This is a genomic window from Pelagibacterium sp., from assembly GCF_048264985.1.
Classification (GTDB): Bacteria; Pseudomonadota; Alphaproteobacteria; order Rhizobiales; family Devosiaceae; genus Pelagibacterium.
Window position 1 is genome coordinate 305995 of sequence record NZ_JBLXCL010000002.1, and the last position, 24733, is coordinate 330727.

At 57.1% G+C, this 24733-nt stretch carries 22 protein-coding genes; 7 read left to right on the forward strand and 15 right to left on the reverse strand.

Features of this window, described 5'->3' with window-relative positions; genetic code table 11:
• Nucleotides 1-42: 42 nt before the first annotated feature.
• Complete coding sequence (locus ACN0TA_RS10820) at nucleotides 43-1524, reverse strand: catalase (protein ID WP_417582716.1); 1482 nt, start codon at nucleotides 1522-1524, stop codon at nucleotides 43-45.
• A gap of 123 nt (nucleotides 1525-1647) precedes the next feature.
• Between ACN0TA_RS10820 and ACN0TA_RS10825 the strand changes: the two genes are divergently transcribed.
• Complete coding sequence (locus ACN0TA_RS10825; RefSeq protein ID WP_417582718.1) at nucleotides 1648-2640, forward strand: hydrogen peroxide-inducible genes activator; 993 nt, start codon at nucleotides 1648-1650, stop codon at nucleotides 2638-2640.
• Here the strand turns inward: ACN0TA_RS10825 and ACN0TA_RS10830 are convergent.
• Both ACN0TA_RS10830 and ettA read right to left on the reverse strand, forming a co-directional pair.
• Nucleotides 2576-3421, reverse strand: coding sequence for an alpha/beta fold hydrolase (locus ACN0TA_RS10830; protein WP_417582720.1), 846 nt, complete (start codon nucleotides 3419-3421; stop codon nucleotides 2576-2578). The two genes, ACN0TA_RS10825 and ACN0TA_RS10830, sit on opposite strands and share 65 nt — an antisense overlap.
• Before the next feature lie 85 nt (nucleotides 3422-3506).
• Entirely contained in the window at nucleotides 3507-5162 is a 1656-nt protein-coding gene (gene ettA, locus ACN0TA_RS10835; protein ID WP_417582722.1) for an energy-dependent translational throttle protein EttA, read from the reverse strand.
• Nucleotides 5163-5275: 113 nt separating this feature from the next.
• On the opposite strand from ettA, the gene ACN0TA_RS10840 reads away from it, so the two are divergent.
• Entirely contained in the window at nucleotides 5276-6214 is a 939-nt protein-coding gene (locus ACN0TA_RS10840; RefSeq protein ID WP_417582724.1) for a TolB family protein, read from the forward strand.
• Here the strand turns inward: ACN0TA_RS10840 and ACN0TA_RS10845 are convergent.
• Both ACN0TA_RS10845 and ACN0TA_RS10850 read right to left on the reverse strand, forming a co-directional pair.
• On the reverse strand, nucleotides 6183-8369 hold the full coding sequence (locus ACN0TA_RS10845) for an FdhF/YdeP family oxidoreductase (RefSeq protein ID WP_417582726.1): 2187 nt from the start codon (nucleotides 8367-8369) through the stop codon (nucleotides 6183-6185). The two genes, ACN0TA_RS10840 and ACN0TA_RS10845, sit on opposite strands and share 32 nt — an antisense overlap.
• A 41-nt stretch (nucleotides 8370-8410) precedes the next feature.
• Nucleotides 8411-8905 carry a GNAT family N-acetyltransferase gene (locus tag ACN0TA_RS10850; RefSeq protein ID WP_417582728.1) on the reverse strand — a complete coding sequence of 165 codons (495 nt, stop codon included), beginning with the start codon at nucleotides 8903-8905 and terminating at the stop codon, nucleotides 8411-8413.
• Nucleotides 8906-8976: 71 nt separating this feature from the next.
• Here ACN0TA_RS10850 and ACN0TA_RS10855 point away from each other — a divergent pair, with 71 nt between their 5' ends.
• The 3 genes from ACN0TA_RS10855 to ACN0TA_RS10865 all read left to right on the forward strand — a co-directional run bounded on the left by ACN0TA_RS10855 (nucleotide 8977) and on the right by ACN0TA_RS10865 (nucleotide 10253).
• Nucleotides 8977-9462, forward strand: a complete 486-nt coding sequence (locus ACN0TA_RS10855) for a DMT family transporter (RefSeq protein ID WP_417582730.1) — start codon at nucleotides 8977-8979, stop codon at nucleotides 9460-9462.
• 5 nt (nucleotides 9463-9467) lie between these two features.
• A complete protein-coding gene (locus ACN0TA_RS10860) occupies nucleotides 9468-9890 on the forward strand; it encodes a DMT family transporter (protein ID WP_417582732.1) in 423 nt (140 codons plus the stop codon).
• A 90-nt stretch (nucleotides 9891-9980) separates the two neighbouring features.
• Nucleotides 9981-10253, forward strand: coding sequence for a hypothetical protein (locus ACN0TA_RS10865; protein ID WP_417582734.1), 273 nt, complete (start codon nucleotides 9981-9983; stop codon nucleotides 10251-10253).
• On the opposite strand, the gene ACN0TA_RS10870 is transcribed toward ACN0TA_RS10865, so the two are convergent.
• The 6 genes from ACN0TA_RS10870 to ACN0TA_RS10895 all read right to left on the reverse strand — a co-directional run bounded on the left by ACN0TA_RS10870 (nucleotide 10230) and on the right by ACN0TA_RS10895 (nucleotide 16402).
• Nucleotides 10230-10871, reverse strand: a complete 642-nt coding sequence (locus ACN0TA_RS10870; RefSeq protein ID WP_417582736.1) for a glutathione S-transferase family protein — start codon at nucleotides 10869-10871, stop codon at nucleotides 10230-10232. The genes ACN0TA_RS10865 and ACN0TA_RS10870 overlap by 24 nt on opposite strands.
• An 84-nt stretch (nucleotides 10872-10955) precedes the next feature.
• Nucleotides 10956-11699 (reverse strand): ABC transporter permease, encoded by a 744-nt coding sequence (locus ACN0TA_RS10875; RefSeq protein WP_417583055.1) that lies wholly within the window; start codon nucleotides 11697-11699, stop codon nucleotides 10956-10958.
• A 71-nt stretch (nucleotides 11700-11770) separates the two neighbouring features.
• Nucleotides 11771-12562: an ABC transporter ATP-binding protein gene (locus tag ACN0TA_RS10880; RefSeq protein ID WP_417582738.1), complete on the reverse strand. Its 792-nt coding sequence runs from the start codon at nucleotides 12560-12562 to the stop codon at nucleotides 11771-11773.
• 68 nt (nucleotides 12563-12630) lie between these two features.
• On the reverse strand, nucleotides 12631-13662 hold the full coding sequence (locus tag ACN0TA_RS10885; RefSeq protein ID WP_417582740.1) for an ABC transporter substrate-binding protein: 1032 nt from the start codon (nucleotides 13660-13662) through the stop codon (nucleotides 12631-12633).
• A gap of 194 nt (nucleotides 13663-13856) precedes the next feature.
• The gene (locus tag ACN0TA_RS10890) at nucleotides 13857-15836 is read right to left on the reverse strand and encodes a methyl-accepting chemotaxis protein (RefSeq protein ID WP_417582742.1); all 1980 of its coding nucleotides are present in this window, start codon (nucleotides 15834-15836) and stop codon (nucleotides 13857-13859) included.
• A gap of 98 nt (nucleotides 15837-15934) precedes the next feature.
• Nucleotides 15935-16402 carry an Lrp/AsnC family transcriptional regulator gene (locus tag ACN0TA_RS10895; protein WP_417582744.1) on the reverse strand — a complete coding sequence of 156 codons (468 nt, stop codon included), beginning with the start codon at nucleotides 16400-16402 and terminating at the stop codon, nucleotides 15935-15937.
• A gap of 119 nt (nucleotides 16403-16521) precedes the next feature.
• On the opposite strand from ACN0TA_RS10895, the gene ald reads away from it, so the two are divergent.
• Together ald and ACN0TA_RS10905 are read left to right on the forward strand one after the other, a co-directional pair.
• Entirely contained in the window at nucleotides 16522-17640 is a 1119-nt protein-coding gene (ald, locus tag ACN0TA_RS10900) for an alanine dehydrogenase (protein ID WP_417582746.1), read from the forward strand.
• Between the two features lie 103 nt (nucleotides 17641-17743).
• Nucleotides 17744-18175 carry a hypothetical protein gene (locus ACN0TA_RS10905; RefSeq protein WP_417582748.1) on the forward strand — a complete coding sequence of 144 codons (432 nt, stop codon included), beginning with the start codon at nucleotides 17744-17746 and terminating at the stop codon, nucleotides 18173-18175.
• 109 nt (nucleotides 18176-18284) lie between these two features.
• Here ACN0TA_RS10905 and glgX read toward each other — a convergent pair whose 3' ends face one another.
• The 4 genes from glgX to glgC are packed head-to-tail and all read right to left on the reverse strand — an operon-like array spanning nucleotide 18285 to nucleotide 24659.
• Nucleotides 18285-20303, reverse strand: a complete 2019-nt coding sequence (glgX, locus tag ACN0TA_RS10910) for a glycogen debranching protein GlgX (RefSeq protein ID WP_417582750.1) — start codon at nucleotides 20301-20303, stop codon at nucleotides 18285-18287.
• Between the two features lie 14 nt (nucleotides 20304-20317).
• Nucleotides 20318-21949, reverse strand: coding sequence for an alpha-D-glucose phosphate-specific phosphoglucomutase (locus tag ACN0TA_RS10915; protein WP_417582752.1), 1632 nt, complete (start codon nucleotides 21947-21949; stop codon nucleotides 20318-20320).
• Nucleotides 21946-23388, reverse strand: coding sequence for a glycogen synthase GlgA (glgA, locus tag ACN0TA_RS10920; RefSeq protein ID WP_417583057.1), 1443 nt, complete (start codon nucleotides 23386-23388; stop codon nucleotides 21946-21948). Before glgA ends, ACN0TA_RS10915 begins: the two co-directional genes overlap by 4 nt.
• A complete protein-coding gene (glgC, locus tag ACN0TA_RS10925; protein ID WP_417582754.1) occupies nucleotides 23388-24659 on the reverse strand; it encodes a glucose-1-phosphate adenylyltransferase in 1272 nt (423 codons plus the stop codon). The genes glgA and glgC overlap by 1 nt, the downstream gene beginning before the upstream one ends.
• Nucleotides 24660-24733 lie beyond the last annotated feature (74 nt).

A 24733-nucleotide genomic window follows, 5' to 3' on the forward strand; every position in this document is an offset into this window, starting at 1 on the left:
CCGGCCCGAACCGGGTCCCACATTTGAGCGACATAATCGGGCTTATTCGGCTGCCGAGATTGCTGCCGGGCGTTCGGTCTTGCCGGCGGCAACCGCTGCGCGCACTCCGGCGCCGTACTCAGGATGAACTTCGTCGAACAACTTGCACTGACGCTCGATTATCGCATCCGGAGCATCGCCCATTGCTGCAGCAATATTGGCGAACAGACGCTTTTTCTGATCGTCGTCAAACAGATTGAACAAAGCGCGGGGCTGACTAAAATCGTCATTGCCATCGCGATGATTATACCGGTCCGCGTCACCCGATATTTTGAGCGGAGGCTCCTGAACCGACTTGTCTTCCGCCGGACCGTCAAAGCTGTTGGGCTCATAATACGCGTCAGGATTGCCGGTTTTAATACCGCCATAGAAATTCATTTGCCCATCGCGATGGTAGTGATGAACCGGGCATTTTGGCGCATTGACGGGCAATGCTTCGTAATGGGTTCCCAGTCGATAGCGATGAGCGTCGGCGTAAGAGAACACGCGAGCCTGCAGCATCTTGTCGGGCGAATGGCCAATGCCAGGCACGATGTTCGACGGTGAGAACGCAACCTGCTCGATTTCCGAGAAATAGTTTTCGGCGTTGCGGTTCAGTTCGAGTACGCCGATCTCAATTGGCGGATACTCGGCATGCGGCCATACTTTAGTGAGATCGAACGGGTTGTAGCTGGTCTTTTCAGCGTCCGCCTCAGGCATGATCTGAACCTGAACAGTCCAACGCGGAAACTTGCCGTTCTCGATCGCGCCGAAAAGCTCTTCCTGATAGCTCTCACGCGTAGAACCGATAACTTTCTCGGCCTCTTCATTAGTATAGTGCTTGTGGCCCTGCTGGGTCTTGAAGTGAAACTTCACCCAGAACCTCTCACCATTGTCATTCCAGAACGAATAAGTATGCGATCCGTACCCGTTCATGAACATTGGCGCGACAGGAAGTCCGCGATCGCTCATCAGGATGGTGACCTGGTGAAGGCTTTCCGGTGACAGTGACCAGAAATCCCACATCGCCGTTGCCGAGCGCAGATTGGTCTTGGGATGACGCTTTTGCGTGTGGATAAAGTCCGGGAACTTGAGCGGATCACGGACGAAAAAAACCGGTGTGTTGTTGCCAACCAGATCCCAGTTGCCTTCTTCGGTGTAGAATTTGATAGCAAAGCCGCGAACATCGCGCTCAGCGTCAGCAGCACCGAGCTCTCCGGCTACTGTTGAAAACCGCAGGATCAAGGGCGTCTCCGAGCCGGGCTGCAGGGCCTTGGCACGCGTGTATTTTGAGATATCGCCAGTGATCTTCAGAGTACCATGCGCACCCCAGCCCTTCGCGTGCACAACCCGCTCCGGGATACGCTCACGGTTCTGATGGGCAAGCTTTTCGATGAGCTGATAATCCTGCATCAGCACCGGGCCGCGCGGGCCAGCAGTAATCGAATTCTGGTTGTCGGGAACCGGCGCCCCAGCGCTGGTCGTCATCGTCGGCTTGTCGGACATGAGGCCTCCTAGTTTGTATCGATTCTAAAGAGCTGCCCTTTAGTAGCGCCACCATAACAATCATGCAAATTGATAAAACTGACAATTCTGATAACAATTACTTATCAAAATGAACGAGCCGCCATGCACACGATTACGTTGCGACAACTGCATTATGCGCAAGCCATCGCCGAAGAAGGTCATTTCGGTCGGGCTGCAATACGATGTCATGTCACCCAGCCAGCGCTGTCTCAGCAGATCAGGCTGCTCGAAAACCGGTGCCAGACGGCACTTTTCGACAGGCTCGGAAAAACAGTTACGCTGACCCCTTTCGGCAAGGAGTTTCTCGCCCATGCTGGCCGGGTACTAAGTGCAGCCGTCGACCTTGAGACATTTGCGGATATGTCCACAGGTCAACCTGCCCGAGCTTTGCGCTTTGGGCTGATACCCACAGTCGCACCCTATCTGTTACCCGATATACTGCCCTCGCTTGGAACCGACCTCGCCGATATCCGGTTCTCGGTGAGCGAAGGCAAGACAGAACGTTTGCTTGCAGCTTTAAATGATGGCGACCTCGATCTGGCGCTGATCGCCACGGACGCTGAACGCTCGAACCTGACATCAATGGCCCTGTTTGCCGATCCGTTCGTTCTGGCTACCCGCAATGGCACCGAATTGTCCAATCCGGTCAGCCTCGAAAATCTGCCGCGCGACAAATTTTTGCTGCTCGAAGAAGGCCATTGTCTGCGCGATCAAATGGTCGACGCCTGCGCTTTGAAGCCCGACCTGCAGGGCCGCACGTTCGCGGCGACCTCACTGACAACAATTTTAGAACTGGTTGCGAATGGATATGGCGTCACGCTCTTGCCCAGCATCAGTTTGCGACGCGAGAAGCACAACAGGCGCATAGAATTTCATACACTTGGCGCTCCGGGCGCATCGCGGGTACTTCGACTGGTCTGGCGTGCCAACTCCCCCTACGAGGCGCTGTATCGCAAAATCGGTGACATCGTTACTAGAGTGGGGCAATCCAGCCTGCGAACAGATCTGCAAAAAGATGTGAACGACCCCTCTAGTCTTCATCCAGATCGTCGTCTTCGGACTGTCCCGTCACCATCCTCAAGAACTCAAGCATGAGCGGATTGAAAAGTTCGGGCCGCTCGAGACTCGGCAAATGCGCTGTGTCCTCAATGACAACAGCAAAGGCGTTTTCCATCTCATCGGACAGATCGTCGTGGCGATTGACGATATGAGGAAAATCGAGTTCACCCGCAACAAGCAGCGCCGGCGTGTCGATCTCTGCAATGCGGTCGAGTGCAGCCTCAGGGCGCTCTTCCCGGGTCATTTCGCTCTTGCGCAGTATGTTGGCGTTCATTGCCTGAAACAGCGCCCGCACTTCACCCTTTACCCGACCACTCTCAGACAGTGGCCCGTCGAGCCAGGCGTGCGTATCAACCGCATTTATCGCGTCGACATCTCCGCTCTCTTCCACAGCTTCCATGGCATTGGCGATCTGCATGATTTCCGGTGGCAAATGCGGCACCCTGGCGCCGCTGATGGACGTGCCGACCAGTACCAACCCAGCAGTGCGCTCAGGATTGACGAGTGCAAAATCCAACGCCAATGCGCCCCCCATTGAGCAACCGACAAACACCGCCGCATGGACATCGAGGGCATCGAGAACCGCTTCTAGATCCTCCAGATGGGAGAAACCCTCATCCGGAGACGTCGTATCACCAAATCCACGCCGATCGTACGCAATGCCCCAAAACCCTGCGGCCGCAACTGCCTCAATCTGATTTTGCCACATGCGACGATCGCAGACCCCAGCATGCAAAAAAACAACCGGAATCCCTTCTCCTGCCTCAAAGCCAGCAAACAACGCATCGTCAATCTGGAGAGAAAACGGTTCAGCCATAATCAAGAGCCTATCGCAAAATGAACGGGCCGGGAAAAATCCCCGACCCTCATTCACAACCTTGTTACGTGCGCGAAATCGCGGCTTATCGCGTCAACGGTTTGTAACTCACCCGCTTGGGATTGACAGAGTCCGGTCCCAGGCGACGGACTTTATCCGCCTCATAATCCTGGAAGTTTCCTTCAAACCATTCCACATGACTGTCGCCTTCAAACGCCAGGATATGGGTGGCCAAACGATCGAGGAACATACGATCGTGCGAGATGATGACAGCGCAACCGGCAAATTCCTCAAGCGCTTCTTCGAGCGCCGCCAGCGTTTCAGTGTCCAGATCGTTTGTCGGTTCGTCGAGCAGCAGCACGTTGGCGCCGGATTTGAGCATCTTGGCAAGATGCACACGGTTGCGCTGTCCGCCGGAAAGTGTGCCGACGGGTTGCTGCTGGTCGCCACCCTTGAAGTTGAAAGATGATGTATAGGCGCGCGAATTGACCTCACGTTTGCCCAGCTTGATGATGTCGTTGCCGCCCGAAATTTCCTCCCAGACGCTCTTTTTTGCATCAAGGCTGTCGCGGCTTTGATCCACATATCCCATGTGGACGCTCTCGCCGACAGTAACAGACCCTTCATCGGGTTGTTCCTGACCGGTCAGCATCTTGAACAATGTTGTCTTACCCGCACCGTTTGGGCCGATAACCCCGACTATGCCCCCTGGCGGCAGCTTGAAGCTCAACCCGTCGATCAGCAAACGATCCCCGAAGCCTTTCTTGACGCCTTCGATATCGATAACATTCTGACCCAGTCTTTCGCCAGGCGGAATGATGATCTGGGCAGTGTTGGACTGCGTCCGTGCTTCGTTGATCTTGACCAGTTCATCATAGGCTCGGATACGTGCCTTAGATTTCGTCTGACGCGCTTGCGGCGACTGGCCCAACCATTCCTTTTCACGTTCCAGCACCTTAGAGCGCGCCTGATCTTCGCTCTTTTCCTGCTGCATGCGTTTGGCCTTGGCCGTCAGGTACGCTGTGTAATTGCCCTCATAGGGAATGCCACGACCACGGTCGAGTTCAAGAATCCAGCCAGTGACATTGTCAAGGAAGTAGCGATCGTGGGTGATGATAAGTACTGCGCCGGGATAGTCACGGAGATGTTTTTCAAGCCACGCAGTCGTTTCGGCGTCCAGATGGTTGGTCGGTTCATCGAGCAGTAGAAGATCGGGCTGGCTGAGAAGCAACTGGCAAAGAGCTACCCGGCGCTTTTCACCGCCTGACAAATTGGCAACGCTCTCGCTACCCGGCGGGCAGCGCAGTGCATCCATCGCCATCTCGACCTTGGAATCGAGATCCCAGAGATCGTCGGCATCGATCTGGTCCTGAAGCTTCGCAGCCTCATCTGCAGTCTCATCGGAATAGTCCATCATCAGCTCGTTGTACCGATCGAGAATGGCCTGCTTTTCCTTGACTCCGATCATGACGTTGCCCTTAACGTCGAGCTGTTCGTCAAGATGCGGCTCCTGCGGCAGATAGCCCACGGTGGCGCCGTCGGCCGCCCAGGCTTCACCGGTAAATTCGGTATCGATCCCTGCCATGATCTTGAGAAGAGTCGACTTACCAGCCCCGTTCGGCCCCAAAATACCGATCTTGGCATCGGGATAGAATGAGAGGTTCATGTTATCGATGACCTTCTTCCCGCCGGAATAAGCCTTCGACATGCCGTGCATGTGATAGATGAATTGACGCGCCATAAAGCGAGAGCCTCTTGGAAATTCGGATGTTTGAAACTTTGGGCCGTATGTAGGACAAGCTGGGTAGAGGTGCAATGGTCGTCCAGCGTTCGTGGCGGCGCGAGGAGGACAGCATGAACGGATCCGCAATCAGACTATCGAACCATTTCAACGCAAGTGATAGCGCTCTTTCCGTCGGGCATTACGCCGAATTGCGCACAATCGAATTCGATGGCAGCGACGAAAAGACCATCCTGATCGCCGACCAGGTCATCGAAGCCCCAAATTGGACGCCCGATGGGCAATGGCTCATTTTCAATGCAGGCGGAGAACTCTGGCGCATACACGCCGAAGGCGGCTACGAACCTGCGCTGATCGACACCGGTACCATTCGTGAGATCAACAACGACCATGTGGTCTCGCCGGACGGGCGAACCATTTACTTGAGCAATGGTGACGGTCACCTCTATGCAGCGCCTATTGCCGGCGGTGAACCACGCAAAGTCTCAAACGAGCACGGCGGCTTTTTTCGCTACTATTTGCACGGGATTTCGCCGGATGGAGAAACCCTTTCGTACATCGCCATCGAGGGTGACGAGCCGCGCCGCGTCAACATTTTCACGATTCCAGCCGCAGGGGGACCGGACAGGCGGCTGTCAGATATCGACAGGCCCAATGATGGCCCTGAATATTCGGCTGACGGCGAATGGATCTATTTTAACTCAGAGCGCGCTGCCGAAACGCCGGGACACGCTCAGATTTTCCGCATGCGCACAGATGGCTCGGGCATCGAGCAACTGACCGATGACGAGCGGGTGAACTGGTTTCCGCACCCCTCGCCGGACGGACAATGGGTGGTTTATCTCAGCTATCCCCCTGAAACGCTTGGACATCCACCGGACAAACATGTGATCTTGCGCCGTATGCGACCGGACGGCTCTGACATGGCCGACATCACCGAAATGTTCGGCGGCCAGGGGACGATCAATGTCAACTCCTGGGCTCCCGACAGCCGCCGCTTCGCATTTGTTGCCTATCCGATCACCGCTCGATCCAAATCGGAACCGACTTGAAGGCAGGTGTTTTCGAACGCGGGTCGATGACCGTGCCCACCAGAACATTGGCTTCGGGATAGTAGGCAAGAGCCGACCCGCGCGGAATATCGAAACTCAACGCCTTGAGTTTGCTCATTCTTCCTTGCTCGGAAGCTATATCTATGAGGTCACCTTCCGCGATCCCCATCTCCTCCATGTCCTTGCCGTTCAACAGGACTGACCAACGCGGGGCCTTGTTGCGATAGCTGTCGGTCTCTTCATAAACAATTGTGTTGAACTGCCCCTCGGAGCGGATTGTCGCAAGCGTAAGGGCCCTTCGTCCCTCTGGTGCGGCCGGGGTTTCAGGAATGGGGAGAACCTGGAAGTGGCCCTTGCCATCATCTGTCGAAAATCTCGGCTCGTGCATGACACGATTGGCGATATGGAACTCACGCTTTGCCACGTCAATCTCAGCTAAGTCCTTGAGCCCCGGAACAATTTCAGAGATTGCCCGTCGCACTTCAGTGTGTTTCTTGAAGGCCTGAAAGTTTATTGGGCTGTCGGGCAACAGACGGGTGGCGAGGTCGGTGAGGATGACGCTCTCTGGACGAACATTGGCCAGCCTCTCAATACCGCCATCCGATAAACGTATGAAATTAAACATCGATTCCTGTGTTGTCGGCTCCCACTCCTCGTCACGCGCTGTGACAGGGAGGATCAAACTCTCAGAGTCATCGTGCCCGTGGACGTGCCCAAGATTAAGTGTTGTTGTCAAAAAAAGCTTGAATCCTATGGAGTTAAGAGCTCTCTCCGCCCAGGCTGTGTCGGGCGCAGCGCCGTAGAGGTTGCCGCCCATGATGACTGCAGCGTCCATCTTGCCGCCATGGGCAGCATGAAGGCAGGCCATCGTGTCCAAGCCATTGGAACGACTAAGAGAAATCGAGAACTGGCGCTCCATTTCGGCCATGACGTCTTCGGCCAGCAGCGGTTTGACACCGATTGTGCCTATGCCTTGAACATTGGAGTGTCCGCGCAGTGGCAAAAGCCCGGCATGGGGGCGGCCAATCATCCCGCGCAGCAGCGCCAGATTAGCGATTGATTCAACGTTTTCAACACCGTGAACGTGATGGGTCATCCCCATCCCCCAGGCAAAGACCACATTCCTGGCGCGTCCATAGCGGTGCGCCACGCGCTCGATGTCGGCCCGCGTCACGCCCGTTGAATCTTCAATGTTTGCCCATGAAATTGCATGGACTTGAGCTCTATAGGCCCCCACATTGCCGGTAAATTTCTCAATAAAGTCGGCATCTTCCATGCCCGCCTCCATCACCGCTTTGGCGATGCCGAGCATCAAGGCAATGTCGGAGCCGATCCGAGGCTGGAGATAATCGGAAGCGATCTCATCTCCGCCCTTGAGCATGGATGATGGTGATTTGGGCACAGCGAATTTGACCAGCCCAGGCTCGCGTGCCGGATTGATGACCACGACCTGACCACCCCGGTCGCGGCAATTTTTTAGCATATGGATAAAGCGCGGATGGTTCGATGACGGATTGGCTCCGATCACAAAGATCATGTCGGCGCCAGTAAGGTCCGCAAGTTCAACGGTCGCTGTTCCCTTACCGATCGTGGTCGCCAATCCCTCACTGGTCGCCTGGTGGCAGAAGTACGAGCAATTATTGACATTGTTCGTGCCCAGAGCCCGCGCCAGAAGCTGAAAGATGAACCCGGCCTCATTGGACGACCGGCCGGAGGAATAAAAGAAAGTCCGATCCGGCACAGTCGCCAGCAACCTGCTGGCGGCATGGTCCAGCGCCCAATCCCAGTCGACCACGCGGTACTTCTGTGAATTGGCCGGCTTATAAACAGGATCGCCAAGGCGTCCCAGATGCTCCATTTCCTTGCCGGTCAGCTCTTTGAGATCGGCAAGGTCGTGGGAAAAAACCGCATGCGGTATTGCTGGCTGGATGTCTGTCGATTGCGCCTGCACCGACTTGTTGCAAACCGAGGGAAACTCGCCCAACTCGTTGGTCATGCCACCCTGTTGACCGCCCATGCCATAGGCGCAAGCCTTGCACGTATTCTTTGCGGTCAATGCCTTTGCAGCCTTGCCAACGCCCATGCGCGCAACTGTTTGCAGCGTATACAGTACCTTTTTGGGTCCCCCTCCAACGGTCTGGTACGGTTGCGACATGAAAATTCTCCTCGACCTAGTATGGACAGGCCCGGGCCTGCTTACCAGTGGCGATAAACAAGATCATCTGGATGGGGGCGGGCAGCATCGGCGTCGAGAACGGCGCCAAGCCGCTCCGCAAGGCTTCGGGATCGATAATTATCCCGATCGACATAGCTAACAAGCGTTCTTAAGCCCAGCGTATCCCGTGCCCAGCACTTGAGACATAACGCAGCTTCTTGAGCATAGCCCTTGCCCTCCGCCCCTTCATAGACCAACCAACCCAGTTCATGTTCGGGAAACAACGGACCTGCGTTCACAGCGACTTGCCCGACGGCCCGCCCCTCAGCCTCGATCATCAAGGCACCATGGCCAAGCAAAAGCCATTGGGCAGCATCATGGCAGAAGGCATGCCAGGCGCCCTCGATATCGAAGGGGCCGCCCATATGAACGGCGCGATCGGACTGCATGAGCGCTGAATAGGCTTCAAAATCAGCCATCACAGGCGCGCGCAGCACGAGACGGTCAGTATTGAGAAGAGGCGGCGTTGCTGTCATGTCCGGACTTTGCCTTTGGCGGCTGAACGAATGCGCTTATAGCCATTGTACTGCCCACTGGACGATTCGCCATGCCATCCTCGTCGCCATCAGTATACCGCCCCGCGCCATTGCACCTGCTTTTGGCCTTTGCAAGCGGTGGCCTGCTGACTCTGATGGTTGATTTCAACGGCCTGGTTGGCCTCCACGGCGGCGCCTTGTATTCGTCATGGGTCGCGCACGGTACCGGAACAATAGCGGCAATCCTCTTTCTGGCACTGCTGCGCCTTCGCGCCCGGCCGGCGGCCAATATCGATAAGCCCCACGCTCCGCTGTGGGCCTATCTCGGGGGCGTTTCCGGTGCGCTGACCGTCATGCTGACATCAACGACCGTCAATACCCCACTCGCGCTTTCAGGCACACTCGCGCTCGGCCTTGCCGGGCAAGTGCTGTTTTCGCTTGCCGCCGACCGCTGGGGGCTTTTCGGATTGCCCAAACGTATTCCAAGGCTCAAGGATTTTGCAGCGCTGGCTCTGATATTTGGTGGCTCGATGATCATTATTTTCGGCCAGGGGTAAACCAAATGACGACAGCTATTGTCTTTGCACTGCTTGCCGGCATTCTGGTTTCGCTCTCTCGTCAGCTGAACGGCCGGCTGGCGCTGTCGACGACCGCCTTGATCGCTTCCTATTGGAACCATTTTGTCGGCTTTGCCGTGCTGACCGTGCTGGGCCTTATCATTGGTGGGTTGTGGCCGGAGGGTGCTCTACGTGCACCCTGGTATGCCTATCTCGGCGGCATGATCGGCGTGATCTTTGTTGCGTCGGGAAGCTGGCTGATCGCCCGGATCGGCGCCATCAATACCGCCATGCTGGTCATTGGCGGGCAAATGATTTCCGGGGTACTGCTCGACCTTGCGCGCGGCAACACCGAGAACCTGTTGGCCAGCGGTATCGGTGTGGCCATGATTATCGCCGGCATGGCGTTGACGCAGCAGCGAAACTAGGCTGCCGACTACAAATTGCGACATCACGGGCTCTGGCTTATCAGCATAAATGGGCGTATATCGCGCCCATCAAATTGGAAATTGCCCGCAATGCTCCAGACCATGCTTGTCCCTGTCGCCGGCCTGATGATCCTTGTTGCTGCCATCAAAGGATTGATGCCCAAGGCAAAATGGCGCGAACGCCTTTATTCGATGTTTGCAGGTAGCTGGTCAGGTTTCGGCGTCGCGATCTATCACCCCATCTGGCTTGGCCGTTTCGCTCCGATGGGCTGGATACACAATCCCAACATCGTCATGGTGTTTGGCTTTGGCCTTGTGGCTCTTGGCGTTTTCGGAGCGTCAATTATGATTGGCGACCGCTAACTGCGCACTATAGGCTCGCTTGTATGCGGGTCGTGCCTCGCCGCGGGCAACATAAGCGCACAAATTCGGAAAATTCTCCAAAATCCCCTCGCCTTCGATCCGGCGCAGTACAAGCACCATAAGCAGATCGGCAGCGCTGAATGTACCGTCCAGCCAATCATTGTTGCCCAAACTGTCGGACAGCTGGCTAAGGCGAGTGCGGGCGTTTTCATTCATCACATCCAGCAACTGTGGAAACCACGGCATGTTACCGACGGTGAAATGGGCCTGTTCCCGCTCGACAATTGGCGGTTCCACAGTGTTGAGCGCAGCAAACATCCAGGTGATCGCTCGCGCACGCGCATACGCGTCGTCAGGCAAAAGACCGGAATTGTGCTGAGCGATGTGAAACACGATAGCGCCTGTCTCGAACAACGCCAACCCGCCCTCCTCATAGGTGGGAATCTGCCCGAACGGGTGAATGGCCATATGCGCGGGCTGCTTCATCGCCTTGAACGATACCAGTCGCACCCCATAGGGCCGGCCGACTTCCTCAAGCGCCCAGCGCACCCGCATATCGCGCGCCAGCCCTTTGCCACCGTCGGGCGACGTTTCAAAAGCCGTAATCGTAATCGTCATCACAGTTCTCCCAGACTGCCATGAAGACGGCCAATGGCGACCACTTCCGACACTCGGTCAAACAATTACGAAGATCGGTCCACCTCAGCCCGCCATTGTGGTCGAGCGGTGCGCCCATCCGGTCGTGCGTTTCTCGATCCATGCCATCAGCGCATACATGATGATGCCCTCAACAGCCAACATCACGAGGCCGGCAAAGACCAGCGGCACGTTGAATTGGGACTGCGCCGAACTCATCATGAACCCCAGGCCGGAATTGGCGGCAACGGTTTCCGAGATCACCGACCCCACGAACGCCAAGGTGATTGCCACTTTGAGCGATCCAAAGAAATAGGGCATCGAGCGCGGAATACCGACCTTGAGCATGATGTCCATTTTTTTGGCCCCGAGGGCGCGCAGGACGTCCTCGGTTTCCGGTTCGATGGTGGCAAGGCCAGTGGCAACGTTCACCACGATGGGGAAAAATGCGATAAGGAATGCCGTTAGCACCGCTGGAACCGTGCCGATACCGAACCAGATCACAAGAATGGGGACCAGAGCCACTTTCGGAATGGCATTAAAGCCCACCATGATCGGATAGAGCCCGGCATAGATTGTACGCGACCAGCCGATCAAGAGCCCCAGCGCCAGTCCGCCGACCACGGCAAGAATGAAGCCCAGCGTCGTCGTATAGAGCGTCTGGATCGAATGGCGCTGGATGGCCGGCCAGTATTGGACGATCGCCTCGAATATCCGGGACGGCGCAGGGAAAACCGTATGCGGCAGCCCCGAAAGTCGCACCCCGATTTCCCAAATGGCGAACAGGGCAACCGTATAGATCCACGGCATCCATGGCAGCCAGTTGAACGGCTTTTTGGCAATGGGGCGACTGACGGCGATTGCAGGTGCGGGATTGTCGGTCATGCCACGGCCCTCGCTTCGGCGATTTCTGCACGCAAGGCGTGCACCATGTCATTGAATGCCGGCTCGTACATCACGTCGAGCTCACGCGGGCGCGCGAAAGGCACTTTGTGGACGTTCACCACCCGTCCCGGTCGCGCACTCATGACATGGATTGTATCGGCAAGAAATGCAGCTTCGCGCAGATCATGGGTGACAAGAACAATGGTTACCCCCTGCGCTGCGTGCAGATCACGAATGACCTGCCAGAGCTCTTCACGTGTGAAGGCGTCCAGCGCACCAAACGGTTCGTCGAGCATCAGGAGTTCAGGCTCATGGATCAAGGCGCGGCACAGATTGGCGCGTTGCTGCATACCGCCCGACAATTGCCAGGGATATTTCGACCCGAACCCCTTTAGCCCCACGGTCTCCAGAAGCGCTTCGGCCTTTTCGACATACTCGGCCTTGTGCCGACGCAAACGATGGCGATGTCTTTCAACGATTTCGAGCGGGAGCAGTATGTTGTCCAACGTCGTGCGCCAAGGCAGCATTGTCGGGTTCTGAAACGCCATGCCCACTATCGACACAGGCTTGGTGACGTAGGTTCCCGCCACGGTCACCGCCCCGGTCTGGGGGATATGAAGGCCGGTGACAAGTTTCATCAAAGTGGATTTTCCACACCCGGATGGGCCGACCACCGCGGCAAACTCGCCCTTGGCAACAGCCATATCGAGGCCGGATACGGCCAGCGTGCCTTCAGCGCCACCATAGCGCATGTCGACGTTTTCGATTTCAACGAGCGGATTGCTCATGGTGTGCCCCTGCCCCAGATCGTTCCGGCCGAGCCGATGGTGTGGCCCGGCCAGGGTTGCGTCAATCGCTAGTCGAACATGCGTTCTTGAGCTGGCGAGAGGAAGCTGTCGTCAAAAACATCTGCAGCAGCAATGTCGGACGAGATGCCGATCGAAGTACCAAGTTGGGCGATGGCCCGATCGAGACGATCATAGTCGATACCGCCAAAGCCGTTCTCCTGAACGTATGGGGTATTGATATTCATCTCGTTGGCCATGGTCAGCCGCTCGGTCTCGATGTCGATATCGAGAATGTCGTTGGCAGCAACCACCGCTGCTGCACCGGCAGCGGGGTCGGCCACAGCATCGGCGAAGCCCTTGGCCAGTGCACGCAGCACGCCTTCGACAACGTCCGGATTTTCATCGGCAAAGTTGGTGTTGACCATGATGGCGTTGCCATAGAGCTCAAGTCCATAGTCGGCCATCATGATCGGCACGATATCCTCGTCGGACACCCCTTGCGCCTTGAGGTTGAGGATCACCGAAAAGGCAAAACCGAAAACCGCATCTACATCACCCTGAGCCAGCATCGGCTCGCGCACGGGAAAGCCGATGGATTCGATAGTGATATCGGACGTATCGATACCCGATGCCTCAACGAAAGCCGGCCATTGGGCAAAGGCACCATCGGGCGGCGGCGCGCCCAGCGTCTTGCCTTCAAGCGATGCGGGATCTTCGGTGATGCCCAGCGAAGAGCGCCCCACGACCGAGAAGGTCGGGGTTTCATAGACCATCATCACCGCCTTGATCGGCTGGCTGGCATCTTCGTCGAGAAATTTGATCAGCGAGTTGATATCGCCAAACCCCATGGCGTAAGCGCCGGTGGCGACACGCGGAATGACTTCGACTGAGCCGTTGCCGACATCGAATGTGACATCGAGCCCCTCTTCTTCGAAATAGCCATTGTCACGGGCCAGCATGAAGCCGGCCGCCGGACCCTCGATACGCCAATCAAGCGTGAAGCGAACCGGCGTCAAATCCTGGCTCATGGCCGGAACGGCAAAGCTTGCACCCAGAACCAGCGTCCCGGCAGCAAGCGTGAACACTCTGCGGTTGAACATGATGAAATTACCCCTTGGTTTTGCCCAAGGTTGATACAAGCGCGGCGATTTTTGACTGTAAAGTAAAAAATGCCAATTCCTGTGCAAGCCCACTCAATTGCCTAAGGCTTGAGCAGACTGTACAGGGGTTTTGGTTTTGCAATGAGCACTTGCGCCAGCCGGACCCTCCCCGACTAGCGCACGTCATCACCAAGTCAAGCGGCGACCCTGACCTTGGACACCCCGCCCTCGACATTGCCGTCGGCAACGCGGAAGATCTCGACAATGTCGTCGAGCTGACGCGCCTGAACTTCTGTCTGTTCGATGGCGGCGTTGGTCTCTTCGACAAGCGCAGCGTTGTGCTGGGTCATTTCGTCAAGCTGGCTCACGGCCCTGTTCACGTCCGAGATGGACTCGGCCTGCTCGCGATTGGCGCTGGCGACTTCGCCCATCAGGCGGGCGTTGACCAGAATCGCGTCGCGCATCTGTTCGAGCATGCCTGCTGCGTCCTGCACCAGTTTGGAGCCGCCATCGACTTCGTTGGCACTCTGCTCGATCAGCGCCTTGACGTCGGAAGAAGCCTGCGCCGCTGATTGAGCCAACCGGCGCACCTCAATTGCGACGACAGCAAAACCCTTTCCAGCTTCACCAGCCCGCGCGGCTTCCACCGAAGCATTAAGGGCGAGAAGGTTCGTCTGGAAGGCGATGTCGTCGATCATGCCGATGATATTTGAGATTTTACCCGAAGACGTCGTGATCCTCTCCATAGCGTGTGTGGCGCTGGCCATCACCTCTCCACCGCTTCCTGCAAGTTCGGAGACGTCGTTGACCGTATCGAGAGCCTGCTGCGCCCGCTGAGCATTCGACGCGATGGCCGCGGCGACGACTTCCATTGCCGCCGAAGTCTCTTCGATGGTTGCTGCCTGGCGCGTTGTGCGATTTGCCAGATCGGTAGCTCCAGACAGGATCTCGCCAGTTGCGGTGCGCACCGAACGCGAGGTCTGGCGCAAACGCCCGACGATTTCGGCCAGCCTGTCGGCGACCGCGTTGGTATCGGATTTGAGCTTGTCGAACGCGCCGCTATAGTCACCGGTGACACGCCGTGTCAGATCGGTCTGTGCCAATGCCGCGAGCACGCCCCCAGTTTCCTCTAGACCGTTGGCAACAGTGGAGACCAAGCCGTTGACGCTGCGTGCCAGCGCATTGAGCTGCTCGTCAGGGAAGGCTTCGTCGACCCTGTGAGAAAAATCACCCTCGACAGCGGCATCAACGACAGCTCCGAACGCGTCACGCAACTGTTCCATCATTGCAGCACGCTCGGCGCGGCGTTTTTCGACGGTCTCGCGCTCACTTTCGGTCATCTCGGCAATCTGCACACCGTTCTGCCGGAACACCTCAACCGAACGTGCCATATTGCCGATTTCGTTGCCGAAGTCGGCGTAGGGCACCTTTGCGCTGACCGGATCCGCCGCGACTTCGTCCATGCTCGCGGCCAGACGCACAAGGGGGCGCATCAACCGGCGCGACGCCACGAACACAATAAGGCCGGCAAGCAAGAACACGGCAATCGAAAGGCCACCGAGTTGCAACAATACCTCATCCTGATGTGCGACGATCTTGGCCCTTTCCACGCCGACATAAAGAATGCCCACAATCTCGCCACTGGGCGTCATGATCGGCTGGTAGGCTGTAAAATAGGGCTTACCCAGGATCACAGCCTCGCCCAGATACGTCTCGCCGGCCATGACCACTGGGTACACGGCGCCGGACTGGCCAAGCTCGGTGCCAATGGCACGTGTTCCGTCGGGCTTGATGATGTTTGTCGTACGGCGCCAGAAATCCTGGGTTTCATCATCCCAGACAAAGATTGTCGCCGTTTCACCGGTGATTTGGGTGATCTCGTCGATCAGGCTGTTGTCGGTAAATTCGGGAATAGCCGGCAGCGTTACTCCGGTGACTTCATTTTCCGCGTTCCAGGAAACTTGGCCACCCTCAACTGCACCAGCGAGCATCGTCGCGGCGATGCGAAGATTCATCTGCTGATTTTCGTGCGCGGTAGACGCTGTTTCAGAGCGAAACTGACTATCGATGAGCCAGTATATACTCCCGACAGACACGGCAAGCGCTACAAGAAACAGTAGAACGACCGAAGTCGATATCTTGATATTTTTTAGAGTAACCCGAGGAATTTTCATTGTGCACCTGCCGTGTTCGATGCCCAAAGAAATAGATAGTTCGATTAAATTTCGATAAACCAACTTAAGAAAGTGAGAGCAATAGCAACCGAAAAAAGCTATAGCGGGAAATGACTCAACTGTTTGACTTCACGAATACTCAAGTTTGAATGTATTCGTGCGACACCTGGCAGGCGGGCAACGAGGTCACGGTGAAGGCGTTCGAATGCGGCAGCGTCCTCGCAAACGACACGCAAAATGTAGTCTGACTGCCCGGCCATCAGGTGGCATTCAAGAATTTCCGGTATGGCCCGCACCGCTTTCTCGAATGCCTCAAAAGTCGTTTCTGACTGGCTGGTCAGCGACAGCTCAATAAAGAACTGCATCGACAGGCCAAGTTTCTCGCGGTTCAGCACAGCGCGATAGCCGGATATATAGCCGCGTTCTTCGAGCGCTTTGAGACGACGGTGACAGGCTGATGCGGAAAGCCCGATCTGATCGCCCAACTCGCTCATCGAGCGCGCTGAATCTTTCTGGATAGCGCGCAGGATCTTGCGATCTATCTCGTCGATTGGCAATTTCATCATCCATATCCCCCATATTGCACGATGCTATCCCGCCATAGCGGGAAATGGCAATGCAATCTGCAACAGGACTGTGCGGTTGAGGCGTTACACTGATTTCTTCACAAGGAGAGGAGATCGTCATGCGTATCGGCGTGCCGAGAGAAATCAAGAACCATGAATATCGGGTCGGCCTGACCCCTGAAAGCGCTGCCGAACTGAGCGCTGCAGGCCATGAAATTCTGATCGAGACCGGCGCCGGTGCCGGGATCGGGGCATCCGATGAGGCGTATCAGTCTGCAGGTGCAAAAATTGCCCCCGATGCGGGTGCTGTCTTTTCGACAAGTGACATGATCGTAAAGGTCAAAGAACCTCAGGCCGCCGAACGCGCAATGCTGTCTGACGGGCAGATCCTGTTCACCTATCTCCATCTCGCTCCGGACCCCGACCAGACCAAAGATCTTGTCAAGTCAGGCGCTGTCTGCATTGCATATGAAACCGTGACCGATCAATCCGGAGGCCTGCCGCTCCTCAAACCGATGAGCCAGGTGGCTGGGCGCATGTCCATACAGGCCGGTGCAACAGCGTTGGAAAAATCCCACGGCGGCCGTGGTGTTCTGCTCGGCGGTGTGCCGGGCGTACATCCAGCCAAAGTGACGGTACTGGGTGGGGGTGTTGTAGGCTTTCACGCAGCACAAATGGCCGTCGGGTTGCAGGCCGATGTATCAATCCTGGACAAGAGCCCGGCTGCACTCGAGCGGCTTTCAAACCATTTCGGCGCATCAGCCCGGGTACTCTACTCCAACCGCGCCGCTGTCGCCGCAGCCGTTGCAGAGGCCGATCTGGTGATCGGCGCTGTACTGGTTCCCGGCGCCGCAGCGCCCAAACTGGTGAGTCGCGAAATGCTGACGATGATGCAACCGGGCGCTGTGCTGGTCGACGTCGCTATCGATCAGGGTGGCTGTTTTGAAACATCAAAGCCCACCACACACGCCAACCCGACCTATGTCATCGATGACATCGTCCACTACTGCGTAGCAAACATGCCGGGCGGAGTGGCCCGCACATCGACCTACGCGCTCAACAACGTCACCCTGCCCTTTGCCCTGGCGCTCGCCAACAAAGGATGGAGAAAAGCTCTGGCCGACGATCCACATTTGCGGAACGGGCTCAACGTCGCCCGTGGCGCCGTCACCTGTGCGCCAGTAGCTCAAGTTCTGGGCTATAATCATATCCCTGCCGAACAGGTAATCGGGGCATAGATCCGGCGCAGCTTTCGCGGGTCCGATGGCCCGCCGCGCGACAATGGATCATTATCACCGCTCGTCCTGATCCACCAATTTGGATCATTCGGAGGATTTGACTGTGAAAATCGCTATATTGACGCCCGCTGCGCTCCTGGCAGCCAGCATTGCGTTGCCAGCAACGGCCACTGATTTCGACTATTCGAGCCTGATAGGTGCATGGACGGTCGAAGGAGTTGCCGTACCTGACGATGGTGTCCAGGCTTTGATTGAAGACGACCCCCAATATATGGGCGACGTAATCGAATTTGGCCCAGACATGATCGAATGGACAGCGGGTACAGATACCCGGCCCATTGATCCCTCAATCGACAATTGTCCGTCAGGTCCAAGCCTGGCGCCACATGCCGAAATGCCCGATGAAACGCCCATCGAAAATGGCTTCGACATAATGTGCGACAATGAGGAGTGGGGCACTATCGTACCTGTCGATGACCAAGGCATCCAATTGCACTGGTATGACAATGGTGTCCTCACGCTGACGCGGGAGTGATCGAGACGATGCGTTCTCCATCCTATCAGACTACGCGCAACGTGCCGAAGTCAGCATAAATCGATGCTCAGCAACTGTGACCGGGGCGATGGATGAGCCATCCTTCCGGTCACGGGTTTCCATTGGTGTGTGCAAGGATCACCACGCTGCGCGGTGGCAATGTCAACCGGGCATCCTCGATGGTGATTTCGGCATCGACTGCCGAGACCAGAGCCACTTCGAAATTCAAACCCTGCTCGCCGGGTAGATTGACCTCGACATCTTCACGCAACCTGTTGAACCAGACAAGCAGCACCTCGCCGGCCTCGTGCAAGAACATGCCCAAGACCCCCGCATCGGGACGGTTCCAGTCCTCTTCGAGCATCTCCACGCCATCAGGGCGCAGCCACATTACATCCTTAAAGCCGTCGGCTTTTTCGCCCGTGAGAAACGTGTCGCTCCTGAAGGCTGGATGATTGCTGCGCATTTCCGACAGGCCGGCAACGAAATTGACGAGATCGCCGTCGGCATTCTCCCAATCGAGCCAGGTGATTTCATTGTCCTGCGCATAAGCGTTGTTGTTGCCGCCCTGGGTGCGTCCGAACTCGTCGCCCGCAGTGATCATCAGCGAACCGTGGGAAACGAAAAGCGTAGCCAAAAGGGCTCGTGCATCATTGCGCCGAGCCGTAACGATGGCCGGGTCGTCAGTCTCGCCCTCTACTCCGTTGTTCCAAGAGTAATTGGCGTTGTGACCGTCGCGATTGTCTTCGCCATTGGCGTCGTTGTGCTTGCCCTCGTAAGAAACCAGGTCGGCAAGCGTGAACCCGTCATGGGCCGCCAAGAAATTCACCCCGGCCGAGGGCTTGCGTCCATCATGATTGAACTGATCGGCGGATCCGGCAACCTTTCCGGCCAGAGGGCCGATCATGTGATCCTCGCCACGCCAGAATTTTCGAATTGTATCGCGGTACTGGTCGTTCCATTCGATGAACGGTTCACCGAACTGGCCGACGTGATAGCCGCCCGGACCGGGATCCCAGGGCTCGGCAATCAACAGGCAGTCCTTTAGAATATCGTCATTGCGGATGCGCTCGAGCAATTCTGCTTCGCGCGAAAAGCCGTCAAGCGACCGCCCGAGGACTGTTGCGAGATCGAAACGAAACCCGGCGATGCCAAATTCCGTCACCCAATAGCGCAAGCTGTCGATGACAAGATCCTGCACCGCTGGATGATCGCAACGCAGCGTGTTGCCGGTGCCGGCGTCATTGACCAGATGCATTTCCCCATCAGCCTCGACATGGCGATAATAGGTCAACGCATCCAGGCCCTTCATAGAGATGACCGGGCCCTGGGAATCACCTTCTCCAGTGTGATTGTAAACGACATCGAGGATCACCCGGATGCCGGCCTCGCGATAGGTTTCGACCATATGGCGAAGCGATTGCGGACCGCGCGGGATGATGCGGGGATCGGTGGCGAAATATGTTATGGGGTTGTAACCCCACACATTGGTGAGCCCAAGCGACGGCAAATGCCCATCATCAATCCAGCCTGCAATCGGCATCAGCTCAACGACATCGACGCCCAAGTGTTGCAGATGCTCAATGACATAGCCAGTGGTCATTCCCGCCAGCGTTCCGCGTAATGGCCCCTGAACCGATGGGTGGCGCATGGTGAACGGGCGAACATTGAGCTCGTAGATGAAATTGGGACGGGTGGGATCGGGCTCAAGACCAGCTTCTGTCACGGGCCCCTGGACCAGAGCCTTGGGGACCAAGGGTGCTGTATCGACAGATTCGTCACGCGCCAGGCGCAGTTTGGGACTGCGCACGAACGTCCGGTCGATGCGGCGCGCATAGGGATCGACGAGAAGCTTGTTGGGATCGAAATAATAGCCTTGCGCCGGATCGTAGCGTCCATCGGCACGCAAGCCGTAGACGGCATTGGCGCCGATGCCTTCGATATGGGCGGACCAGCGATGGTCATCGTCCCGACTCATCTCTACCCTGTCGGTCTCTTCGTCCCGATCGTCGAACAGGCAAACCCAGATCTTTTCAGCAGTTTCGGAGTAAACTCCAAACGCCACACCGGTATCGGTCACCGTCGCGCCCAGGGGTGCGGGTGAGGCAGACTTGTTCTGTGATGACATTGAGTGACTTTCCGTCAGGTAATGACACTTGGCCCATCGCGGCCGGTTCGCGCCTTGATGTCGGCGACAGCATCGGCCAGAGAAATCAGGTCGGCAAGTGCTTCCTGGGTATCCCTGTCATGCATACCGTCGCTCGGTTCGAACCGTTCGATGTAAACGCGTAAAGTCGCGCCGACCGTTCCGGTTCCCGAAAGACGAAACACAACGCGCGATCCATCGTCAAAACCGATGCGCAACCCCTGCCCGGTGGCTGTCGAGCCATCCACGGGATCATGATAGGAAAAATCATCGGCCAGGATCACCTTGCGTCCATTCAGTCCATTGGCCAGAAAGCCCGGCAGCTTGGTGCGCAGATCGGTCATCAGCGCCTTGGCGTTATCGGCATCGACCTCTTCATAATCGTGCCGTGAATAGTAATTGCGGCCGTAGGTCGCCCAATGATCGAGCACGATCTCATCAATGCTCTGCTTGCGCGCGGCGAGTATGTTGAGCCACAGCAAAACGGCCCACAACCCATCCTTCTCGCGCACATGGTCCGAGCCGGTTCCGGCACTTTCCTCGCCGCAGATGGTCACCAGCCCGGAATCGAGAAGATTGCCGAAGAATTTCCAGCCCGTCGGTGTTTCATAAAGGGCAATGCCGAGCCGGTGGGCCACCCGGTCTGCCGCCGCGCTTGTGGGCATGGACCGCGCGATACCGGCAAGGCCTTTTGCGTATCCCGGCGCCAGATGCGCGTTCGCTGCCAGCAATGCCAGCGAATCCGAGGGGGTCACGAAACGGTTTTTCCCAATGATCAGATTGCGATCCCCATCGCCGTCTGAAGCGGCGCCGAAATCGGGGGCATCGGGGCCCATCATCAGATCGTAAAGGTCCTTGGCGTGGACGAGGTTGGGATCGGGGTGACCGCCGCCGAAATCTGGAAGCGGTGTGCCGTTGACGACGGTGCCGGGCTCCGCGCCGAGCCGACCTTCAATAATCGCCGCGGCATACGGTCCGGTCACAGCGTGCATAGCATCGAACCGCATGGTGAAACCAGCGGCGAACATCGACGCAATCGCGTCGAAATCGAACAGCGTCTCCATCAGTGCGGCATAATCGGCGACCGGATCAATCACTTCGACGTTCATGCCGGCAATCTCGTGAACGCCGATAGTTTCGAGATCGATATCGGCGGTGTCTACGCTCTTGTACTGGGTGATTTCCATCGAACGCGCATAGACAGCATCAGTGATCTTTTCCGAGGCTGGGCCGCCATTGGAAGCATTGTATTTGATGCCGAAATCCCCGTCCGGGCCGCCCGGATTATGGCTGGCCGACAGCACCAGCCCGCCAAACGCATTGTGGTGCCGGATGATGTGCGAAGCGGCCGGAGTCGACAAGATTCCGCCCTGCCCCACGATTACCTTGCCAAACCCATTGGCCGCAGCCATTCGGATCGCGATCTGAATGACAGTGTCATTGAAGTATCGTCCATCCCCGCCGATCACCAGTGTCTTGCCTTCACGACCGGACAGACTGTCGAACAATGACTGAATGAAGTTTTCGACGTAATTGGGCTGCTGGAAATGGCTGACCCGTTTGCGCAGTCCCGATGTCCCCGGCTTCTGATCTGAAAAAGGTGTAGTGGCGACAGTGCGGATGCTCACTGGGCTTCCCCCAAGATTTTTTGATAAAGGCCGGCATATTTGCCGGCGCTGTTGGTCCACGAAACGTCTGTCTTCATGCCCTTGCGCTGCATGCGCGTCCAGACGTCCGGGCGCTGATAGAGCGAAACTGTACGCGAAATCGCCTCGCCCAGCGCAAGTCCATCGACCGGGGAGAACTGTACGCCGGTCGCAACGCCGGCCTCCACCGCCGCTTCATTGGCATCGATCACCGTATCGGCCAGACCTCCAACGCGGCTGACCAGAGGCACCGCGCCATAGCGCAAGCCATAAAGCTGGGTTAGCCCGCACGGCTCGAACCGCGAGGACACCATGAGCACATCGGCGCCACCCTGCATCAGATGCGACAGCGCCTCATCATAGCCACGTATGAAACCCACGCGGCCCGGATGGCGCTCCGCAGCGTCGCTCATCGCCGCTTCAAGATGGCTATCGCCCGAGCCCAGGATCGCAATTGAGCCACCCAGCGAGATGAGCCAATCGACATTTTCGGCAATGATATCGATGCCTTTTTGCCATGTTAGCCGCGACACCAGCCCAAACAGGGGACCACTACCGGGCTCAATACCAAACCGCTCTGAAAGTGCGGCGCGATTGGTCGCACGCGCCCTTGTGTTGGCCGCAGTGTAATGCGCGGGCAGTTCAGGGTCCGTCTGCGGGTTCCATGCAGAAGAATCGATCCCGTTGAGAATACCATAGAGGTCATGTCCGCGCTCATTGAGCAGCCCCTCAAGACCCATGCCATATTCAGGCGTGCGGATTTCGCGCGCATAGGTTGGACTGACGGTTGTAATTGCGTGCGCGCAGCGCAGCCCGCCTTTGAGGAACCCGACCCCGCCATAATATTCCACCCCGGACATATCGAAGGCCTGCGTGGGCAGGCGAAGGTGGGGAAAAATGTCGGCACCGAACTGGCCCTGGAAGGCAATGTTGTGAATGGTAACGATCACCCGCGTTCGCGTATCGCCGCCAAACGCCACGTAAGCCGCAGCCATCGCAGCCTGCCAGTCGTGTGCATGAATGATAGCAGGCCGGTAACCCGCGACGAGACCATTGGCCAACTCGGCCGCAACCCACGATAGCGCGGCATAGCGCTGCCAATTGTCCGTCCAGTCCATCCCTGTCTGATCAACATAAATACCACCCGGACGATCATAAAGATGGCCAGCATCGATAACGATCAGATCAAGCCCGGCCACCCGCGCAGCAATCAGTTCGGCCGGCCCGCCGAACAGGTCATCGAAGGCTGCGACGGTCCGCCCCCGCTTTATTGCCGCCTTGACCTGTGGATAGCCCGGCACCAGCGTTCGCATAGCGATCTCGTGCTCGACAAGTGCAGCGGGCAGCGCTCCAGCCACATCGGCCAGTCCGCCTGTCTTGACCAGCGGGTAGATTTCGGAAGTGACCGAAAGAACGTCCATCATCGGGAAGCAACGAGTCTGTTGATCATGGGTTGGGTAATGAGTGTGACGCCACTCTCGGTGCGCCGGAACCATTTGGCATCGAATTCAGGGTCTTCTCCGACAACGAGACCCTCGGGAATTTCAACCCGCGCATCGACGACGACCTTGTTGAGCCGCACGCCACGACCGATTGTGCATTGGGGCAGAACCACGGCTTCGTTAAGTTCGGAATAGGAATTGACCCTCGCGCCCGTCGCCAGCAGCGTGCGCCGCAACTGCGCACCCGAGACGATGCAGTCGCCCGATACGAGCGAGGAAATCGCCTGGCCACGTCTCCCGTCGATATCGTGGACGAATTTTGCGGGGGGAGTGATTTCAGCGTGTGTCCAGATCGGCCATTCGCGGTCATAGAGATCGAGCTGGGGGGTAATGTCGGTCAAATCGGTATTGGCTTCCCAATAGGCGTCGATCGTTCCTACGTCCTTCCAATAGGACACCTGCTCATACTCCGAACGCACACAGGAGCGCGGGAACCTGTGGGCCCAGGCGGTGCCATTGGCGACGATATGGGGGATGATGTCCTTGCCGAAATCGCGGCTGGACCCCTCGGTCGCTGCATCGCGGCGCAATTGGTCCATAAGGAATTTAGTCTCGAATACATAGATGCCCATGGACGCCAGTGAGATGCCGGGCTTATCCGGGATCGAAGGCGGGTCCTTGGGCTTTTCCATGAACTCGACGATACGGTCCCGTCCGTCCACATGCATCACTCCGAACGCCGAGGCTTCGCTGGAGGGGACTTCGAGACAACCCACAGTGACATCGGCACCGGTATCGACATGCTGGCGCAGCATGATTTCGTAGTCCATCTTGTAGACGTGGTCACCTGCCAGAATGACGATGTACTTGGTGTTGTAGTCATCGATGATATCGATGTTTTGATACACCGCGTCCGCGGTGCCCGCATACCACATGTCTTCGGCAACGCGCTGACTAGCGGGGAGAATATCAAAACTCTCGTTACGCTCGGTGCGCAGAAAGTTCCAGCCGCGCTGCAGATGCCGGATCAGGCTGTGCGCTTGGTATTGCGTTGCAACGGAAATGCGGCGGATGCCTGAATTGATGGCGTTGGACAGCGCAAAATCGATAATTCGCGATTTGCCGCCGAAATAGACGGCCGGCTTGGCACGCCTGTCGGTCAGTTCCATAAGCCTCGTACCGCGCCCTCCCGCCAGGACATAGGCCATGGCATCACGAGCCAGCGGTGCCGGGTTGTTCTTATCGACCATCATCCTCTCCTTCGTTTCGCCCCCGATCGGTCTCTCTGACGGGGGCGTTTGCAGTCTTTTTTCAGAACGCTTCC

Bases quoted from the DNA above. Each gene is read 5' to 3' on its own strand.
- ACN0TA_RS10870 (WP_417582736.1), bottom strand. From the start codon at position 10,871: ATGACGATTACGATTACGGCTTTTGAAACGTCGCCCGACGGTGGCAAA.
- ACN0TA_RS10860 (WP_417582732.1), top strand. From the start codon at position 9,468: ATGACGACAGCTATTGTCTTTGCACTGCTTGCCGGCATTCTGGTTTCG.
- ACN0TA_RS10890 (WP_417582742.1), bottom strand. From the start codon at position 15,836: ATGAAAATTCCTCGGGTTACTCTAAAAAATATCAAGATATCGACTTCG.
- ACN0TA_RS10840 (WP_417582724.1), top strand. From the start codon at position 5,276: ATGAACGGATCCGCAATCAGACTATCGAACCATTTCAACGCAAGTGAT.
- glgA (WP_417583057.1), bottom strand. From the start codon at position 23,388: ATGGACGTTCTTTCGGTCACTTCCGAAATCTACCCGCTGGTCAAGACA.
- ACN0TA_RS10850 (WP_417582728.1), bottom strand. From the start codon at position 8,905: ATGACAGCAACGCCGCCTCTTCTCAATACTGACCGTCTCGTGCTGCGC.
- ACN0TA_RS10880 (WP_417582738.1), bottom strand. From the start codon at position 12,562: ATGAGCAATCCGCTCGTTGAAATCGAAAACGTCGACATGCGCTATGGT.
- glgX (WP_417582750.1), bottom strand. From the start codon at position 20,303: ATGTCATCACAGAACAAGTCTGCCTCACCCGCACCCCTGGGCGCGACG.
- ACN0TA_RS10895 (WP_417582744.1), bottom strand. From the start codon at position 16,402: ATGATGAAATTGCCAATCGACGAGATAGATCGCAAGATCCTGCGCGCT.
- ACN0TA_RS10855 (WP_417582730.1), top strand. From the start codon at position 8,977: ATGCCATCCTCGTCGCCATCAGTATACCGCCCCGCGCCATTGCACCTG.
- ettA (WP_417582722.1), bottom strand. From the start codon at position 5,162: ATGGCGCGTCAATTCATCTATCACATGCACGGCATGTCGAAGGCTTAT.
- ACN0TA_RS10865 (WP_417582734.1), top strand. From the start codon at position 9,981: ATGCTCCAGACCATGCTTGTCCCTGTCGCCGGCCTGATGATCCTTGTT.
- ald (WP_417582746.1), top strand. From the start codon at position 16,522: ATGCGTATCGGCGTGCCGAGAGAAATCAAGAACCATGAATATCGGGTC.
- glgC (WP_417582754.1), bottom strand. From the start codon at position 24,659: ATGGTCGATAAGAACAACCCGGCACCGCTGGCTCGTGATGCCATGGCC.
- ACN0TA_RS10845 (WP_417582726.1), bottom strand. From the start codon at position 8,369: ATGTCGCAACCGTACCAGACCGTTGGAGGGGGACCCAAAAAGGTACTG.
- ACN0TA_RS10885 (WP_417582740.1), bottom strand. From the start codon at position 13,662: ATGTTCAACCGCAGAGTGTTCACGCTTGCTGCCGGGACGCTGGTTCTG.
- ACN0TA_RS10820 (WP_417582716.1), bottom strand. From the start codon at position 1,524: ATGTCCGACAAGCCGACGATGACGACCAGCGCTGGGGCGCCGGTTCCC.
- ACN0TA_RS10830 (WP_417582720.1), bottom strand. From the start codon at position 3,421: ATGGCTGAACCGTTTTCTCTCCAGATTGACGATGCGTTGTTTGCTGGC.
- ACN0TA_RS10825 (WP_417582718.1), top strand. From the start codon at position 1,648: ATGCACACGATTACGTTGCGACAACTGCATTATGCGCAAGCCATCGCC.
- ACN0TA_RS10875 (WP_417583055.1), bottom strand. From the start codon at position 11,699: ATGCCGTGGATCTATACGGTTGCCCTGTTCGCCATTTGGGAAATCGGG.